This is a genomic window from Xenophilus azovorans DSM 13620 (genome assembly GCF_000745855.1).
GTDB lineage: Bacteria > Pseudomonadota > Gammaproteobacteria > Burkholderiales > Burkholderiaceae_C > Xenophilus > Xenophilus azovorans.
The window spans coordinates 156,842-174,591 of sequence record NZ_JQKD01000008.1 but is presented as its reverse complement, the minus strand read 5'-3'; the positions used below and the strand labels follow the sequence as shown (position 1 = coordinate 174,591).

Annotated in this window: 13 protein-coding genes; all 13 read right to left on the bottom strand. The window is 71.9% G+C overall.

Annotated features, from left to right (window positions below; all coding sequences use genetic code 11):
- Positions 1-5 precede the first annotated feature (5 nt).
- The 13 genes from Q392_RS07630 to Q392_RS07570 all read right to left on the bottom strand — a co-directional run bounded on the left by Q392_RS07630 (position 6) and on the right by Q392_RS07570 (position 17,578).
- A complete protein-coding gene (locus tag Q392_RS07630; protein ID WP_051953065.1) occupies positions 6-2,375 on the bottom strand; it encodes a type VI secretion system Vgr family protein in 2,370 nt (789 codons plus the stop codon).
- 36 nt (positions 2,376-2,411) lie between these two features.
- Positions 2,412-3,785 carry a tetratricopeptide repeat protein gene (locus Q392_RS07625; RefSeq protein ID WP_051953079.1) on the bottom strand — a complete coding sequence of 458 codons (1,374 nt, stop codon included), beginning with the start codon at positions 3,783-3,785 and terminating at the stop codon, positions 2,412-2,414.
- 28 nt (positions 3,786-3,813) lie between these two features.
- Positions 3,814-4,830, bottom strand: a complete 1,017-nt coding sequence (locus Q392_RS07620; protein WP_038204006.1) for a M35 family metallo-endopeptidase — start codon at positions 4,828-4,830, stop codon at positions 3,814-3,816.
- Between the two features lie 12 nt (positions 4,831-4,842).
- Complete coding sequence (locus Q392_RS07615; protein ID WP_211260215.1) at positions 4,843-5,292, bottom strand: hypothetical protein; 450 nt, start codon at positions 5,290-5,292, stop codon at positions 4,843-4,845.
- A 19-nt stretch (positions 5,293-5,311) separates the two neighbouring features.
- Positions 5,312-8,047, bottom strand: coding sequence for a type VI secretion system ATPase TssH (gene tssH / locus Q392_RS07610; RefSeq protein ID WP_038204005.1), 2,736 nt, complete (start codon positions 8,045-8,047; stop codon positions 5,312-5,314).
- A gap of 341 nt (positions 8,048-8,388) precedes the next feature.
- Positions 8,389-9,483, bottom strand: coding sequence for a type VI secretion system baseplate subunit TssG (gene tssG / locus Q392_RS07605; RefSeq protein ID WP_245610668.1), 1,095 nt, complete (start codon positions 9,481-9,483; stop codon positions 8,389-8,391).
- A complete protein-coding gene (gene tssF, locus Q392_RS07600; RefSeq protein WP_038204003.1) occupies positions 9,459-11,342 on the bottom strand; it encodes a type VI secretion system baseplate subunit TssF in 1,884 nt (627 codons plus the stop codon). The genes tssG and tssF overlap by 25 nt, the downstream gene beginning before the upstream one ends.
- A 16-nt stretch (positions 11,343-11,358) precedes the next feature.
- Positions 11,359-11,871 (bottom strand): type VI secretion system baseplate subunit TssE, encoded by a 513-nt coding sequence (gene tssE / locus Q392_RS07595; RefSeq protein ID WP_038204002.1) that lies wholly within the window; start codon positions 11,869-11,871, stop codon positions 11,359-11,361.
- Positions 11,864-12,691 carry a type VI secretion system accessory protein TagJ gene (locus tag Q392_RS07590; protein WP_038204001.1) on the bottom strand — a complete coding sequence of 276 codons (828 nt, stop codon included), beginning with the start codon at positions 12,689-12,691 and terminating at the stop codon, positions 11,864-11,866. The genes tssE and Q392_RS07590 overlap by 8 nt, the downstream gene beginning before the upstream one ends.
- 88 nt (positions 12,692-12,779) lie before the next feature.
- On the bottom strand, positions 12,780-13,883 hold the full coding sequence (locus Q392_RS07585; RefSeq protein ID WP_038204000.1) for a hypothetical protein: 1,104 nt from the start codon (positions 13,881-13,883) through the stop codon (positions 12,780-12,782).
- 73 nt (positions 13,884-13,956) lie between these two features.
- Positions 13,957-14,514: a type VI secretion system tube protein Hcp gene (locus Q392_RS07580; RefSeq protein ID WP_038203999.1), complete on the bottom strand. Its 558-nt coding sequence runs from the start codon at positions 14,512-14,514 to the stop codon at positions 13,957-13,959.
- A 33-nt stretch (positions 14,515-14,547) separates the two neighbouring features.
- A complete protein-coding gene (locus Q392_RS07575; protein WP_038203998.1) occupies positions 14,548-16,545 on the bottom strand; it encodes a caspase family protein in 1,998 nt (665 codons plus the stop codon).
- Between the two features lie 10 nt (positions 16,546-16,555).
- Positions 16,556-17,578 (bottom strand): hypothetical protein, encoded by a 1,023-nt coding sequence (locus Q392_RS07570; RefSeq protein WP_245610667.1) that lies wholly within the window; start codon positions 17,576-17,578, stop codon positions 16,556-16,558.
- Between the last annotated feature and the right edge of the window lie 172 nt (positions 17,579-17,750).

Sequence of the window (17,750 nt, the reverse complement as noted above, 5' to 3'; positions counted from 1 at the left end):
GTCCGTCAGAGGAACATGCTGATCGCCTTGGACACGATCTTGGTCGCCCCCGACGCGATGCTGGCGGCCAGGGCCTTGATCTCGGCCGCCGCCTCCTTGTTCTCCAGGCCCACCTTCTCGAACTTGACCGGGATGAGGGCGTTCGTGAAGCTCGTGTACTCGCCCTTGACGGCGTTGATCTCGGTGTTGATCAGCGAGAAGTTCAGCGAGGTGGCATAGCCCACCTTCTCGTCGCCGCCGAACTGCAGGAACTGGAAGTCCACCACCTTGGTGCCGCCCGGCGCGATGATGTTGAGGCCACCCGCGGCGTTCAGCGTCATCGGCCCTCCCGAGGCGATCGTCACGGCGCCGCCGACCGTCTGCGTCAGGGCCGCGCCCACCGTCTGCGTGACCGCCGCGCCCACGGTCTGCGTCAGGCCCGCGCCGATGCTCTCCGTGCGCGAGGCGCCGATGCTGACGGTCTCGTTGGCGGACACTGTGAGGCTGCGGTTCGCGCCGATGGTCACGCTCTCGTTGCCGCCCACGTTCTCGGTGCGGTTGCCGCCGACCGAGATGTCCTCGTTGCCGCCCACGGACTCCGCGCGATTGCCGCCGATGTCGATGGTCTCGTCCACATCCACGGTTTCCGTGCGGTTGTTCTTGATGTGGTTGATCTCGTCGTTGTCGACCGTCTTCTTGCGGTCGTGGCCCACCCAGTGCGTCTCGTCGTTCTCGACCTCGATGTCCTGGTTCTTCTCGGCGTGCAGGTAGACCTGCTCCTTGCCCTTGCTGTCGTCGAAGCGGAACTCGTTGCAGTTGGAGGCGTTGCCGTCCGGCGTGGAGCGGGTGCGGAAGCCGCTCTGCTCGTGCTTGTCGAAGGGGATCGGCTGGTCGTCGTTGTAGACGCGGCCCATGATGACCGGGCGGTCCGGGTCGCCGTTGAGGAAGTCGACGATCACCTCCTGCCCGATGCGCGGGATGAAGTAGCCGCCCCAGCCCTTGCCGGCCCAGGGCTGCGACACGCGCACCCAGCAGGTGGACTTCTCGTTGCTCTCGTCATAGCGGTCCCAGTGGAAGTGCACCTTCACGCGGCCGAATTCGTCGGCATGGATCTCGTCGCCCTCGGGCCCGACCACGATGGCCGACTGCGGCCCCGGCATGCGCATGCGCGGCGTGGTGCGCGGCGGACGGAAGGGCACGCTCACGGGCACCGTCGTGTAGAGGAACTGGCGCATGCCCGCGTAGAAGCGCTCGAACCCGGAGAGGGACTCGATGACGGCGGTCAGCTCCTCCCTGTGCTCCGCGTTCACGCGGTCGTCCTGCAGCAGGTCGATCAGCGCGCGCCGGACGTCCGCCGGGGCGGAGGTGTCGGTGCCCTCGTAGCCGGGATGCGAGGCCACCACCATGCAGCTGACGATGAGGTGCTCCTGGTTGAGGTCGGCCACCTCGTGGATCGTGTGGAACCGGGTGCGCAGCCCGACCGCCACGTCCGGCCAGGGCGTGCCGGCCCAGTACAAGCGCCGGCGCGCGGCCAGCGCTTCCATGCGGATGCGGGCCACGTGGTCGGTGTCGGCCTCGCGCAGGTGGCCGCCCGGGAACTCGAAGACCTCCAGGTCGCTCAGTTCGTGCTCCGCCGCGTCCTTCTTGTTCGAGTTCAGCTTCTTGCGTATCGCCTTGAAGTCGCTGTCGTGCGAGGCGTAGGCGCCCGACTCGTAGAGAGCCGCGCCGAACCACTGCCGGAATTCGTTGAACCGCACTTCCTGGCGGGCGTTGTCGGCCTGCTTCATCTCGGGGCCCGCGGGCATCGGCGGATGCGCCACGTCGCTCGCGTTCGACAGGTACATGGTGCCCGGCGCGTCGTGCGCGTCGAACCAGTAGTAGATGCCCTCCTCCTCCATCAGCCGCGAGAGGAAGGTGAAGTCGCTTTCCTGGAACTGCACGCAGTAGGGCCGCTTGTCGGGCTGGCCGACGACGCCGTCGGTGTTGATCTTCTTGAGGCGCTTGATCGGGCTGTCCTCGATCGTCGCGTCGATCACCTGCAGCACGTTCTGGCCCTGGAAGATGCGGGCGTTGAAGCGCTTGGTCAGCAGCCAGAACCACGACTTCAGGCCGATCGCGTACTCGTGGTAGCGGCCGACCTTGCCGCGGCGGGCGAAGCGCACCGCATGGCCCCGGCAGTGGCGTTCGTGCCCGGCGCCGTCGGCGTCGTCGAACTTCATCACCACGTCGAAGCCGTGCCCGAGGATGTCCTTGGCCGAGATCGCATCGTTCTTCGACAGCACGCGCAGCTCGTACGTGGAGGGCTGGCTCATCCCCTCCAGCCCGACGATCGACCAGAACATCAGGTCGTCGTTGACGGGTGAATCGCTCCGGATGAGCGTGTCGTTATCGGCCATCGGCGTCCCTTTCGTGATCGTGCGGCATGGATGGAATCAGGACGAACGCGCCGCCTCGGCTTTGCGGGCCGACACCAGGAAGCCGTCCACCGGCCGGGCGTTCTCGGTGCGCAGGTGCGCGGCCTGCACGCCGAGCACGGCCAGGCCGGCGGCAGCCAGCGCCTCGCGCACGTAGCCGGCGCGGTGCGCGTAGCGTCCGTGCGGGTGCAGCCGGTAGGGCTCGGCCGCCGCCTCGGGCAGCGCCTCCACGGTGAAGACCAGCCAGCCGCCGGGCGCCAGCGCGTGCGCGGCGGCAGCGGCCACGTCCGCCAGGCCGCCGAAGTAGCACAGCGTGTCGGCCGAGACGATCAGCTCCCACGACGACGCCGGCGCCGCGGCGATGAACGCCGTCAGCTCGCCCTTGGAAAGCTGGTCGTACACCTTGCGGGGCTCGGCCTGGGCCAGCATGCCGGCCGACAGGTCCACCCCGTGCAGGTGCCGCGCATAGGGCGCCAGCAGGGGGCCGCACAGGCCCGTGCCGCAGCCTGCGTCCAGCACCCGCAGCGCGCGCTGCGGCGCCCCGGCCAGCTCGGCCACCCGCTGGGCCACCAGCGCCGGCGCCTGGTAGTGCAGCCGCGTCAGCTTGGCGTCGAAACTCTTGGCGAAGCCGTCGAACACCGTTTCCACGTAGTCGTCGGCCGCGCGCTGCGGCACGGGCCCGCCGGCGCAGGCCGCCAGGTGGTGCAGCGCCTCGGCGTTGCCGGGTTCGTCTTCCAGCCATTCGCGGTACACGCGCGCCGCTTCCTCCATCCGGCCGAGCTGTCCGTAGGCCATGCCCACCAGCTTGCGCGCCTTGCCGTGGCGGGGCGAATGCACCAGCGCCTCCCAGAAGGTGCGGATGCCTTCCTCCGGGCGCCCGGTACGCATCAGCAGCGAGCCGAGGTTCGTGTGGGCATCCGCGAAGTCGGGCTTGAGTTCCAGGGCGCGGCGATAGGCGGCTTCCGCCTCGGCCAGCCGGCCCTGCTCGCGCAGCAGCGCACCCAGGTTGTTGTGCAGCTCGGGGCGTTCGGGCGCCAGGGCCTGCGCGCGCGCGTAGGCGGCGGCCGCCTCGTCCAGCCGATTCGACTCCAGCAGCACGTTGCCCAGGTTGCAGTGCCAGTCGGGCACGGTGCCGTCTTCGGCGATCGACTGCTGCATGAGCGCGATCGCCTCGTCGCGGCGGCCGCGCTGGTAGCGCAGCATCCCCAGGAAGTGCAGCACGTTGGCGTCGCGCGGCTGCACCCGCAGCAGGGCCTCGTAGATCTTCCCGGCCGCGTCCCAGCGGCCCTCGCGGTGCCAGGCGATGGCCAGCTGCAGCGCCTGCTCGGGGCTCAGTTCGGTGGCCGGCTCGGCAGCGGCGGCGGCCTCGGCAACGGCGGTCTGTCGGTGCATCATGTCGTCCGGGCGGTCGCTGCCGTGCCTACTTCAGGACCTTGTCGCGATCGGCCCGCGAGAGATAGCCCGCCAGGTCCAGCGCGAAGTAGCCCCAGCTGTCCGCGTTCTCGATCGCGGTGGCATAGGGGAAGGAGCCCGTGGTGGGCTTCAGGCCGTGGTGGTCGTAGCGGTGGTCCTGCGTCGACACCTCGTGGTGCGACATCTCGTGGATGACCGTTTCCACGCACAGCCACATCTTGCCGCTGTTGCCGGTCAGCCGCGTGAAGGCGCCTTCGAGGTAGATGACGGGAAAGGCGCCGCCTTCCCCGCCCCGGAACGCAGCGCCGAAGTACTTGTCGCGCTGCGCGCGCCAGTCGGGGTAGTCGGCGAACACCAGCGTGGCCTTGTTGCAGGCCGCGGCGATCTTCTTGAACCCCGCGTACAGGGTCGTGAAGGCCGCCTCGAGATCGTCGGCGTTGTCGGCATCGTCGAGGAACCAGCGCTTGACCATCTCCTTCACGCTGGCGCGCGCACTCTTCACCTTGCCGCCGGCCAGCTTGGCCTTGCAGTCCTCCGAGATCTTGCGCGCCTTGCCCAGCGAGGTGGACATCCACTTGCGCTCGTCGGCGCTGAAGATCTCGTCGTCGTGCTCCAGGCGCGCCTTGATGGTGGCCGTGTCGCCGGTGATCTCGTCGAAGACCCAGCCGGCATCGGACTTGGGCGGCGCGTAGACCCAGACGTCCTGGCCGCCGCGCTTGTGCACGTGGTGCACGTGCTTGACGAACTTGATGGTGGCGGCGCGGTCGGCGAGCAGGCCCGGCGACTTGGCGTTCACCGAGGCGTCGTAGATCACTTCGCCGACCTTGCGTTCCTTGTCCCTGGCGGCCTTCTCGAGGCGCTTGCGCACCGCATCGGCGGTGCTGCCCGCGCCGCTGCGAAAGCCCGACGCGTCCAGCAGCTTGGCCATCCCGGCCTTCTCGGAGAAGGCCTGCCAGTCCGCCTCGAACTTCTGCTTTGTGACGACGTCGCGCGCCTTGTCGTAGGCCTGGGTGAACTTGTCCATGGCGCCCTCCGGTCAGGGCAGCGGGCGCGCCTGGCGCGCCGCGATGTCGACCTCGAACCGGCGTCCGTTCTCGTCCTTGACGATCAGGTGCCGGCCGTCCGGCGCGGCCTCGAGCGATTCGATGAAGATGTCCTGCACATCGGTTTCGAGCTTGGGCTTGTAGACGATCGGGTAGACCACCAGGGTCCACTGCTCCTTGCCCGACTTGGCATCCACGGCGGCGATCACCCCGCCGTTCTGGTTCAGGCCGCGCTCGCGGCCCCAGTGCACGGCCTCGAAGCGCAGGTCGCCGATACGCACCGGCTTGACATCGGGCGGTCCCACCCGCTTGGGCTTGGGCATCTGCAATCCACTCATGGCGCTGATCTCCTTCGTTGGTGGCGACACATCCGCGCACGCGGCCACGCCCAGGCCGCAGAGCAGCGGCAGCAGGAACGGCAGGAGAGCGGAACGGATGGACATGGGGAACACGGGCGGGCCGTCAGGCGAAGTCGTAGCTGAAGTTGCCCTCGGCCACGCCCACGCGCACGCCGCCGATCGGCTTGCCTTCCATCATCCGGTTCAGGAACTCGCGGCTGATGTCCGGCAGCATGGTGTTGGTGAGGATGGCGTCGATCATGCGGCCGCCCGACTCGCTCTCGGTGCAGCGGCTGACCACCAGCCTGACCACGTCGTCGCCGACCTCGAACGGGATCTTGTAGCGCGCCTCGACGCGCTTCTTGATGCGCCCGAGCTGCAGCCGCACGATGGCGCCCAGCATCTCGTCGGACAGCGGGTAGTAGGGAATGGCGACCAGCCGGCCCAGCAGCGCCGGCGGGAAGATCTTCAGGAGCGGCTCGCGCAGCGCCTTGGCCATGCCCTCGGGGTCGGGCAGCAACTCCGGGTCCTTGCACATGCTGGCGATCAGCTCGGTGCCGGCGTTGGTGGTCAGCAGGATCAGCGTGTTCTTGAAGTCGATGGTGCGGCCCTCGCCGTCCTCCATGAAGCCCTTGTCGAAGACCTGGAAGAACAGCTCGTGCACGTCGGGGTGGGCCTTCTCCACCTCGTCGAGCAGCACCACGCTGTAGGGCTTGCGGCGCACCGCCTCGGTCAGCACGCCGCCTTCGCCGTAGCCCACGTAGCCGGGCGGCGCGCCCTTGAGCGAGCTGACGGTGTGCGCCTCCTGGTACTCGCTCATGTTGATGACGATCAGGTTCTGCTCGCCGCCGTACAGCGCCTCGGCCAGCGCCAGCGCGGTCTCGGTCTTGCCCACGCCCGAGGTGCCGGCCAGCATGAACACGCCGATCGGCTTGCTCGGGTTGTCCAGCCCCGCGCGCGAGGTCTGGATGCGCTTGGCGATCATCTCCATCGCATGGTCCTGGCCGATCACGCGCTGGGCCAGCAGCTGCGGCAGCTTGAGCACGGTGTCGATCTCGTTGCGCTGCATGCGGCCCACGGGGATGCCGGTCCAGTCGCCCACCACCGAGGCCACGGCCTGGTAGTCGACGGTGGGCAGGATCAGCGGCGACTCGCCCTGCAGCGCGGTGAGCTCGGCCTGCACCTGCTGCAGCCGCGCCAGCGCGGTCTCGCGCTCGGCCTGGGCGACGGCGTCGGCGGCCGGCGGCGCCTCGGTCGCGGCCTGCGCCTCCAGCGTGCTGCCCGTGCCCTCGACCGGCTGCGTGCCGCCGGCGCCGCCGCGCAGCGTGGAGCGCAGCGCCAGCAGTTCGTCCACCAGCGCCTTCTCCTGGCCCCAGCGCGCCTCCAGGTTGCCCAGGCGGTCGCGTTCGGCGGCCAGGTCGGCGGTGACGGCCTGCTCGCGCTCGGCCACGTCGATGCCGATGGCCTTCTCGCGGCCGATGATCTGCTGCTCGGTCTCCAGCGACTCGATGCGCTTGCGGCTGTCGTCCACCTCAGCCGGCGTGGCGTGCAGGCTCACGGCCACGCGCGCGCAGGCGGTGTCGAGCAGGCTCACGCTCTTGTCGGGCAGCTGGCGCGCCGGGATGTAGCGGTGGCTGAGCTTGACCGCGGCCTCCAGCGCCTCGTCGAGGATCTGCACCTGGTGGTGCTTCTCCATGGTGCTGGCCACGCCGCGCATCATGAGGATGGCCTTGCGCTCGTCGGGCTCGTCCACCTGCACGTTCTGGAAGCGGCGGGTCAGGGCCGGGTCCTTCTCGATGTACTTCTTGTACTCGGCCCAGGTGGTGGCGCCCACGGTGCGCAGGGTGCCGCGCGCCAGCGCCGGCTTGAGCAGGTTGGCGGCGTCGCCGGTGCCGGCCTGGCCGCCCGCGCCCACCAGTGTGTGGGTTTCGTCGACGAACAGGATGATGGGCTTCTCGCTCGCCTGCACCTCCTCGATCACCGAGCGCAGGCGCTGCTCGAACTCGCCTTTCATGCTGGCGCCGGCCTGCAGCAGGCCCACGTCCAGCGCGAGCAGGCGCACGTCTTTCAGCGCCGGCGGCACGTCGCCGCGCGCGATGCGCTGGGCGAAGCCTTCGACCACCGCCGTCTTGCCCACGCCGGCCTCGCCCACCAGGATGGGGTTGTTCTGCCGGCGGCGCATCAGGATGTCGACCACCTGGCGGATCTCGTCGTCGCGGCCGACGATGGGGTCCATCTTGCCGCCGCGCGCCTGCTCGGTGAGGTCGGTGGTGAACTTCTTGAGCGCATCGCCCTTGCCCATGGCGGCCGGCGCCATGGCGCCGGTCTCGTCGCCGACGTCGCCGCTGCCCATGCCGGTGCCGTCCTGCGCGCGCATCCGGCCTTCGGCCGAGGCGTCGCAGATCTTCGCGAAGTTCTCGGCCAGGTCCTCGACCTTGATCTTCTCGAACTGCTTCGATATCTGCAGCAGCGGGTTGCGCAGGCTCGGCGTCTTGAGCATGCCCACCACGATGTAGCCGGTGCGCACCTGCGCCTCGCCGAACTGCAGCGTGGCGTAGGTCCAGGCGCGCTCGATGGCGTTCTCGATGTGCGGCGAGAAGTCGCTGATGGCGGTGGCGCCGCGCGGCAGGCGGTCCAGCGCGGCCGTCACGTCCTTGGCCAGCACCGAGATGTCCAGGCCGTAGTGCTGGACGATGCGGTGCAGGTCGCTTTCCTGGTTCTGCAGCAGCTGCGCGAGCCAGTGCTCCAGCTCCACGTAGGGGTTGCCGCGCATCTTGCAGAAGACGGTGGCGCCCTCGATGGCCTTGTAGGCCAGGGGGTTCAACTTGCCGAACAGGGCGGTGCGGCTGATTTCACTCATCGGACTCTCCAGACGAAGGACGAACGGCCCCCGGGTTTTTGGAAGAACAACGGCCGTGGGTCATGCCACGGCTCCTAAGGGTCTGTTGACGCTATGGAAGGGGATCGCGTTGCCCCGGAAAGGGGCCGGATGCAAGGCGCCCGTGCGCAGCAAGGCTGGCGCCTTGCAAGCGCGGGCAACGCCGCAGACGGCCCCTTTCCGGGGCAACCCGAAGGGAAGCTCATCCCAGCCCGCCCCTCGGCGTTGCGCTCCTTGTGCGTGCCGACGCACGCACGGCGTCGCGCGCCTTGATGGGCGGGCTGGGATGAGCTTCGCGACCCCTTCCATAGCGTCAACAGACCCTAGCCGCCGGCGAGGCGCAGGTCGGCCGCGTCGCGCATGCGCGGCCGGCTGCCCAGCCACGACACCCAGCCCAGCCGCGGCGCGTTGCCGCCCAGGCCGGCCTGCGGTGCGCCCAGACGGGTGGGCGGCACCTCTTCGCGGCGCAGCACGAGCTGCGCGTCCCACTCCAGCTCGTCGCCCAGCAACTGCCGCATCCAGCCGCGCAGCGCCGGGCGTGCCCGGCCGACGGGCAGGAAGTCGCGGTACTGCGTCAGCGTGAGCGGCCCCAGGTGCAGGCGCACCTTGTGCTGGCGGTCCCACACCTGGCGGCCCATCACCGCGCCCAGGCCCAGCGTGCGCGAGGCGGCGTTGGCATTGCTGGCGCCCAGGCGCGTCAACTCGCCGCCGGGCAGGCGCATCCAGTGGCCGACCCAGCGCTCCAGCCGCGCCGGCACGCCGAAGTAGGCGCCGACCACGGCCTCGACGCCCTCGCGGTTGTGCACGCGCCGCGCCAGCCAGCCGGAGAAGTGCAACCGCGCGTCGTCGTGCACCGCGTCGCGCTGCTGGCGCGCCGGGCCGCCGATGCCGACGAAGGCGCCGATCTGGCGGCGGAAGATGTCCTCGCCCGGCCGGTCCATGCCGGTGACGGGCCGCGCCTGCGCCCAGGCGCGGTAGAACTGCAGCGAGAAGCGGTGGCAGAAGCTGTCGAGGAAGGCCAGCCAGGTCGGATCGCCGTGGTTGAGCGCGCGCTCGCGGATGAAGTCCGACAGGTGGATGGGCAGCGGCCCGTTGGGGCCGATGTAGCCGAAGAAGTGCTGGCGCAGGCGGGGCGGGCCGTCGCCGCTGCCGGGCTCGAAGCGGCCGACGCTCGCCGGCGCGAAGGACAGCGAGGGCTCGTGGCCGACGCGCACGCCCTCGGCCGACGGGCGCAGCGCCCGGCCCCAGCGCGGCAGGGAGGGCGCCAGGCACTCCAGCCGCCGCATCACGGCGAAGTAGTCGTAGGCCCACGCCTGCGGCGCGCGCTCGGCCAGCCAGCCGGCCAGCGCGGCGCGCTCGGCCGGCGCGGCCTGCGTGGGCGGCGGCGCGGCGCTCACAGGATCGGACGGGTTCCGCACAGCGGCCTCCATCGCATCTGCTCGCCCTTGCCGGCGGTGCGCAGCACGGTCTCGACGAAATGGTTGACCTCCACGTGCCGCGCCAGGAAGCGCGACATCACGGCGCCGAAGAGGAAGGCGCTGTGGCCGTGGAAGGCGGACGGGTCCACCTCGAGCGTGACCTCCAGCCCGCGGCCGAAGGCGATCGGCCCGGGCAGCGGCAGCCGCCGCACCAGCGGCCGGCTCTTCACCGACAGCAGGCCGCGCACCTGGCCCTGGCGCACGTCGTCGGCGTGCACGGCGTAGAGCATCAGCATCTCGCGCAGCGCCGCGGCGCCCTGGGCCGGCGTGCTGTCGGCCAGAGAGAGGTAGTTCAGCGCCAGGTGGTCGATGACGCGCCAGCCCAGCCCCTGCTGCACCACCGGCGAGACCGGCCGCGAGGGCCCGCGCACCATGCGGATGCGCTGCACCGGGAAGGAGTCGACGCAGTCGAAGTCGTTCTCGCGCCCCACGGGCAGCAGCAGCGGCAGGTCGCGGTTGGTCACCAGCGCGGTCGATGCGATCTGGCGCAGCTGCGCGGAGAACGGGGCCTGCTGCGGGTCGACCACCTGCAGGTACAGCTCGGAGCCGATGTGGCTGCTGCGGTGCCCTTCGGCGCGCTGGCGCACCGACAGCATGCGCGGCTCGCGGGTGGTGGTGTAGTAGGCCGGGTGCGCCTCGCGGCTGTCGTGGTAGGCGGCGTAGAAGGGGCGGAACACCTGCTCCAGCGCGCCCTCGCCCGCCGTGCCCGGCGCGCCGTGGCCCACCACCTCGGTCAGCGAGTGGATCTCGAAGTCCTGCGGCCGCGTGCGGTCGGCCAGCAGGTGGAACTGGCTCACGCCCTCGCCCACGGTGACGCGGTCCAGCCGCTTGGGGAACAGGTTGACCACCGGCACGCAGTGCAACTGCACGCTGTCGGTGCCCACCAGCTTCTCCAGCACCGCGTCGCCGCGCGAGAACAGCAGCACCAGTTCGATCTCGTCCACCGCCCGCTGCGCCAGCGCCGGCGCCAGGCCGCCGATGCACGCGAAGCGGAAGGCTTCGGGGAAGGCGAAGTACTCCTGCACCAGCCGGAAGCCCGAGAAGCCGGTGGCGGTGGGCGGCAGCAGCGATTCGTCGTCGGCGAAGCCCACCTCCCCGATCACGCTGCCCGGCAGCGTGGTGACGGGCGCGGCCGCCTCGGTGCCGCGCACCAGCACGCCGATGGGCTGGCCGAGCACGCACTCGTGCAGCTGCCAGGCCACGTCGTCCGCGCCGCCGAAGTAGAGCTGCAGCGCATCCAGCGCGATCTTGTCGAACGTGAGGCCCGCGGTGGCCTTCAGGCCGATGCGCAGGCCGCCGCGGATGTCGCGCGCGCGCGGGTGCTGGGCCAGCGGCAGGTCGGGCGCATAGGTGAAGTACTGGGCACGGGTGATCTGCAGCGGCCACGCGCGCAGCGGGTGCGCGGTGCGGAATTCGCAGTGCGTGTTCTGCCCCGTCGCCTGCCGCGCGCGCAGCGCGCTGCCGCGCGGCAGCACCGGCCCCTGCGCAAGGTTGGCGTCCTGCAGGTCCGGCGCGAAGGCGCACACGCCGCAGGAGGGGGTGGGCGCCAGGAAGTGCGGGTAGACGATGTCCAGCAGGTGCCCGGTGAAGCGCGGGTACTCGGCGTCGAGCTTGAGCCCGACGCGCGCGGCCAGGAAGGCGGTGGCCTCGATCAGCCGCTCCACGTACGGGTCGGCCACCTCCTGGCCCTCGATGCCCAGGCGGCGCGCGATCTTGGGGAAGGCGCGCGCGAACTCCGCGGTGTTCTCGCGGAAGTAGCGCAGTTCCTGTTCGTACAGGGTGAGCAGGCGCGGGTCCATGGCTCGACGGCCCGTGTCAGCGGGCGCCGGGGTTGGACACGTCCTCGACTTCGATGCGGCCTTCTTCCAGGTCGATGCGGCTGCGCATGAGGAACTCCAGCGGCACCGGCTGCGCCCAGAGCATGCCGCGGATGGTCAGGCCGATGCGGTTGTGGGAGTCCAGGGCCGAGCCTTCCATGACGAGTTCAACTTCGAGTGTGCGGGGCAGGATGCGCGGCTCGAACTGCACGATGGCGTTCTTCAGAGCCTGTTCCATGCTGACACGCTGGATGGAGGAGGTGAACTGGCCGGACAGCATAGGCAATCCGTAGTTGAGGACCGAGCGCGCCGCCTGCGGATGGCGCCGCTCGTCCAGCCCGGTGGCGGTGGCGTTGAACAGCCAGTTGAGGTCGCGCAGCACGGCCTGGCGCAGGGCCTGGCGCGTCAGGGTGCGCTTGTCGTCGCTCTCGCGCTGCTGGTCGGGGGCATGGTCGATCAGGCGGTCCAGCAGCGAGGGCTGCAGCCGCTCCTGGACGGACAGGTCAGCCATGATCCAGGGCGTCGCCGGCGGCCGGCGCCGGATCGAAGTCGATCTGGCGCACGTCCATCAGCGCATGCTCGCCGGCGTCGCTGCCGAGGAGGCGCTGACCCAGGCCGCACCAGACCTCGGGCGCGATCTCGCGCCATTCGGTGCGGCGCGCCAGTTGCAGGGCGCCGTCGCCGCTGGCCTCGGTGCCCTCGTAGCGGGTGGGGATCAGCGCCAGCGCCTCGCCGCCGTTCTCGAACAGCAGGTGAGCGGGCATCCACACGGCGTCGCGCAGGTCTTCCGGCGGCTCGATCTTCACCTGCGCCAGTCGCGCGAAGGGCACCCAGTAGTAGCGGCCGTTGATGTAGGCCTCCAGCACCGGGCCCAGGCGCATGTCGGCGTCGGCCAGCCATTCGAAGGCGGTGCCGTCGATGCGGCCGGCGACGGCGGGCGCCTCGTCGAAGGCGCGCGCACGCAACTGCTCGGCCGCCTGCGCGTCGCCGGCGCCGCGCCGCAGCAGCGACTCGATCAGGAGCGCCAGCCACTGGTCGGGCTGGCCGAAGACCATGGGCGTGCGCTTGCCGGCGAAGACCTCGGCGCGCAGGCCCTCGCAGCGGATCGCCTCGCCGTAGACCTGCTTCATCGGCACGGCCAGGGCGTCGAGCTCGGCCGCCACGCTGAGCTGGTTGAGCGCACGCTCCCACTGGCCCAGCACGCACAGCAGCTGCGCCATGAAGACGCGCAGCCGGCTGTCGCCGGGTTTGGCGCGAATCTCCTCGGAGAGGGCCTTCAAGGCGCCGGCGGGGTCGGCGCTGCGGAGCAGATCGGCGGAGGTGGTGCTCATGGTGTGCCTGTCTTTGTCGCATGCTTTGGCGGCGCTGTGCATCGGCCGCACCGCATAGCACCTCGGGCCGAGCGGGGCGGGCGCCCCGTCACGCCAGCATCAGCGCCAGCGAACCGGCGCGCTGGGCGAAGGCGCCGGCCGCCTTGTCGGCCAGCTGCCGGGCCAGCGCCCCGGGCTGCGGGGCGGCGCAGTTCTGCCATTCCGTCTGGCACAGCTGCTCGCGCAGGCCGCTGAGCCGCACGTCGCCGTACCAGGGCGTGAGGACGATCTTCTCGACCTTCGGGCTGTCCTTGACCCACGCGTTGGACGGCACCATCTCCGTGCTTTTGACATGGCCGCCCACGCCCTTGAAGCTGTTGCGGCCGCAGTAGGCGAGCAGCCAGCGCAGCGCGACGGTGCATTCCTTCTCCAGCAGCGGCGTGGCGAAGTGGTAGCCGCCCTCGGCCGGCGCCTTCAGGTTCAGCGCGGCCTGGCTGAGCACGGCGTTGAAGCCCTTGTTCATCTTGTTCTCGTAGGTCTTGGCGGTGGACTTCTGGAACTGCGCCATCGCGTCGAGCTGCGACATCGGCAGCTTGCCGCCGCGCAGCGTGCCGCTCGCCTTGTCGACCTTCACGTCGCCGCCCTCGTACGTGTAGGTCTTGGACTTCTTGCCGCCGCCGCCGAAGACCAGCAGCTTGCGGAAGTCCAGCACCTTGCCCGATTCGGGGCCGGCGTCGCGGCCGTACCGGGTGCCCGACTCGATCAGGTCCAGCAGCATCAGGTTGACGGCCAGGCTGCGCGGGTTGCGCACCACCTCGGACAGGAACATCGCCGCCACCAGCGTCGCGACCCAGGGGTTCTCGACCGCGTGGCCGGGGTCGCCGAGCAGCTTGCGGACGGTGCTGGCCAGCTTCGTCGGCGCCTCCTGGCCGACGCCGTCGGCGATCTCCCAGTAGGCCGGCCCTGGATGGTTGGCGTTCTTGTACTCCTGGCCCTTGACGTTGACGTACAGGCCGTTCTTCTCGATCGTGTGGCCGCCGAGCTTGAACGTCCCGCCGTCGCCGAGCTTGAGGAAGCCGTCCAGCATGCCCTTCCAGCCGCTGGGCGGCTTGGAACCGGCCACCTCCCGGCCCAGGAGATTCAGCGCCTGCGCGCCGCCCAGGTAGGCGGTGGCGCCGTCCTTGATGTCAGCCTTGATGCTCAGGATGGCCATGGTGGTGATCTGCGCGAGGATGTTTCAGGACAGGGCGCGGCCGCCGCCCCCCGGGGCCGGGCCGGAGGACCGCTCAGCTGCCGAAGCTGCAGGTGCGCACAGCGCCGCGCAGGCCGCTCTTGACCTGCGGCGCCGAGGCGAGCACCAACGTGCGGTACTGGAAGCTCAGCACCTCGCACGGCCGCCCCAGCGAACCGCCGCTGAGCAGGCAATGCTGGTCCAGCCGCGCCTGCTTGAGGGTGATCTCCAGCGTGGGCTGCTCCTCGGGCGAGTCGTCGCCGCTGGCCTTGTAGACCGAGATCACCACCTCCAGGTCGTCGGCCTGCTTGTTCAGCAGGCCGGCCAGCGAGGCGCTGGCGGCATCGCTCTCGCGCACCACCGACAGCGTGGTGAGCGACACGCGCCCCTTGTTGCTGCCCGGCGGCGTGTGCACCCAGGAGCGGAAGAAGTAGCCCTTCACGTCCATGCGCTTCTTGCCGTCGTCGTAGGCGCGGCGGGACTCGCCTTCCACCGGCGAGCCCTTGCTCTGCACCGACATCGCCATGTCGCCGTCGGGGTCGCCGCTGGCCGCCAGGTCGACCATGCGCAGCGCCTCGTCCACGTCCAGCTTGCCGTCGTTGTTGAATGACATGTGTTTCTCCTCGGATGTGCGGTTGACTCTTTCTCAGCGGCCCGCGGCGCCCCAGCGCACCGAGGCCGCGAGCAGCGGGTGTTCCTTTTCCGGCCGGGGCTGGCCGCGCACGCGCAGGTCGGCCATCGGCTCGCTGGCCTGCAGGCCGAACAGGCGCGGCGCGCTGTGCGGCGAGGCGGGGCTGGCCACCAGCAGCAGGCGGCCGCCCTGCGGGGCGCCGGCCGCGGCCTGCGGCAGCGCGAAGCGCTTGAGCGCCGGCGCCTGGGGCGTGCCGCGCTCGAAGCGGTTGGCCGCCCCCGCCTGCTCGGGATAGAGGCTGTGCAGCGCGCCCTCGGCATCGACGCTCAGCACCACCAGGTCGATGGACTGCCCGCTGGCATTGCGCACCAGCAGCGCCAGGCGCTGGCCGGGCCCGGGCGGCGCCCAGCCGGCCGCCAGCGGCAGCGGGTCGCTGCGCAGCAGGCGCTCGCCCTCCCAGGTCTCCAGCAGGGCCTCGAAGCCCTCGATGCGGCTGTCCTGCCCGAGCTGCGCGAGCTGCGAGAACCACTTGAGCTGCGCCAGCAGCTCGATGCGCCGGCGCAGCGCCGCGGCATCGCCGGCCGTCGCGCCGCCGGGCAGCAGCAGCCCGGGCTGCAGCGGCTCCAGCCGGCCGCCGCCGCGGCCCGTCTCCACCAGCCGCAGGTCGGCCTCGCCTTCGGCCGCCGCCTGCACCGCGACCGGCCAGGCGAGGCTGATGCCCGGCGGCAGGGGCCGGTCGGCGCGCACGCGCAGCAGGGCGCCGCGCGGCGGCTGCAGCGGGGCGAGGCTCCACAGCGCGCTGCCGGGCACGTCGCGCAGCGCGGGCGGCACCGCCAGTTGCGCGCTGCCCGTGGCCACCGCGTCGAGGCGGGCCTCGGCCTCGCGCACGGTGCCGTCGGCCAGCACGGCGCTCACGCGCACCGGCTGCTGCGCCTCCAGCCCGTCGAGCGCGCCGGCGTCGGCGCTCAGCCGCTCGCCGGCACGCTGTGTCGGCCACGCGGGCTGCGTGCTCAGCGGCCCGGCGGGGTTGGCGAACAGCGGCGCGTCGAGGTGCCCCTCGGCCACCGGCGAGGGCAGCTCGCGCTCGGGGAAGCGCCCCTCCAGCTCGGCGATGACGGGCGCATAGAGCGAGAGCACGCCGTTGTAGAGCTGGCGCCAGCTCGCGGGCCGGCGCTGCAGGGTCTCGGCCACGGCCCAGGTCAGCAGGCCCTGCGGCCGGCCGCCGCGGCTGTCGCGCGGCAGCCGCAGCTCGGGCGTGACCTGGTGGCTCTCGGAGGCGAAGAAGGCGACGTAGCGGGCGCGCGGCGTCGCCGGCGAAGGCGGCGGCACGGCGGCGGGCGCGGCTTCGGCGGGCGCGGCGCCCGCGGCGAGCTGGTCTGCGCGCACGCCGCGCCAGCGCACCTCGTCGTCCTCGCCACCCTCGGCCACCGGCGGCGGCGCGCGCAGGCTGCGCGTCATGGAGGCGGCGGAGCAGGTGTCGAACACCGCCCACACGAACACGTTGCGCGCCAGGAAGGCCTGCACCCAGGCATCGACGTCCACGTCGCGCACGCTGCCGGCGAGCTGGCCGGAGGCCCCGGCGGTGCCGACCACGCCGCGCACGTCGCGCGCCAGGAAGTTCTCGGCCAGGCCGTCGGGCTCCAGGTAGCGCTTGGCCGGGTCGCGCAGCCGCGTGCCGTGGCCGGAGAAGTACAGCAGCACGAAGTCGCCGCTGGCCGACTGCGCCAGCAGGCGCTGCAGCGCCTGCTGGATGGCCTGCGACTCGGGCAGCGCGGCGCCGGCCACGCCGTCGGCCAGCACGGTGATGTCGGCCGGCGCGAAGCCCTGGCGCTGCAGCGTGTCGCGCATCAGCAGCACGTCGTTGCGCGGCGCCTGCAGCCACAGGGCGGCGCTCTGGTAGGGCAGCTCCGACACGCCCACCAGCAGCGCGCGCTGCACCGCCGCCGCCGTGCCCGCGGCCGCGAGCAGCCACAGGGCAAGGAGCAGGCGCAGGGCGGCCGGGGGCGGGCGCATCGCCGGGCTCCTAGGGCGGCCCGACCGCATCGACCAGCGGCGAGCCCCGCAGCACGGCGAGGCCCTCGCCGGGCTGCACCAGCCGCAGCGTCCAGCGGCCCTGCGCGTCCGGGCCGGCGACCACCTGCGCACCGGCGCTGCGCAGCAGTTGCGCGGCCTCGGCGGCCGGCGCGTCGGGCCTGAAGCGCAGCACCAGGTCGCCCTGCGCCGCGTCCTGTCCGGCGGCGGGCACGGCGCGGAAGCGCACCGCGTCGTCCTCCTCGCCGTGGCGGGCCAGCAGGCCGACGTTCTGCACGACCACCACCAGCGCCAGCGCGGCGAGCGCCGGACGCCACAGGCCGTCGCCGCCCAGCCAGCCGCGCAGCCGCGCCCAGGCGCCGGATGCCGCCGGCGGCGAGGCGACGCGCCCGGCGGCCGGCGCGGCAGGCGCTGCAGCTGCCGTCCCGGCCTGCAGCGCGGCGGCCGCGCCGCGGTACAGCGCCTGGTAGTCGGTGCGCGGGTCGCCCTCGGCGGCCAGCGGCGTGCCCGACAGCACGGTGAAGCAGCCGGCCACGGTGCGCAGCGCGACGCGGCCGGGCGCGGGCTCGATGGCGGGGCCGGCGCCCTGGGCGGCCTCGTCGGCCACCGCGCGCAGCGCGGCCAGGCGGGTGGCGCTCAGCTCGCCCAGCACGCGTGCGCAGAGCTGCGGCGCCTGCGCCACAGTGACGGGGTTCCAGGCCTGGATCAGCCCGAACATCGGCTCGAAGGGTTCGTCCTGCGGCTCCAGCAGCACATCGAAGGGGCCGGCCCAGTCGGCTTCGGCGGCGGCCATCCAGCCCTGCCAGCGGCCGTCGCCCAGGTCGCGGTCGAGCAGCACGCCCAGCAGGCGGCCCTCGTGCAGCACGCTGACCAGGCGCCCCGGCGCCCAGCGCGCGGCGAAGCCGTGCTGCGCCACCGCCTCGCGGCGGCGCGCCAGCTCGGTCAGGGGCAGCAGCAGGTCGGCCAGCGCGGCCGGGCCGGCGGACGGGGCGGCATCGGCGGGGCCGTGCAGCACGGCTGCCCCATCACCTGGCGTCGGCGCCGGCGGCTCGAAGGCGCCGCGTATGACGGCCAGCGGGGGCCAGAGCGAGCCCCCAGGATCGGGCTTCACCCGATCCGCCCCCCCGGGGGGGGCGGAAAACTTGGGGCGGCCCGGCGTTTTCCGGTCAGGGCTGCTGTGCATCGTG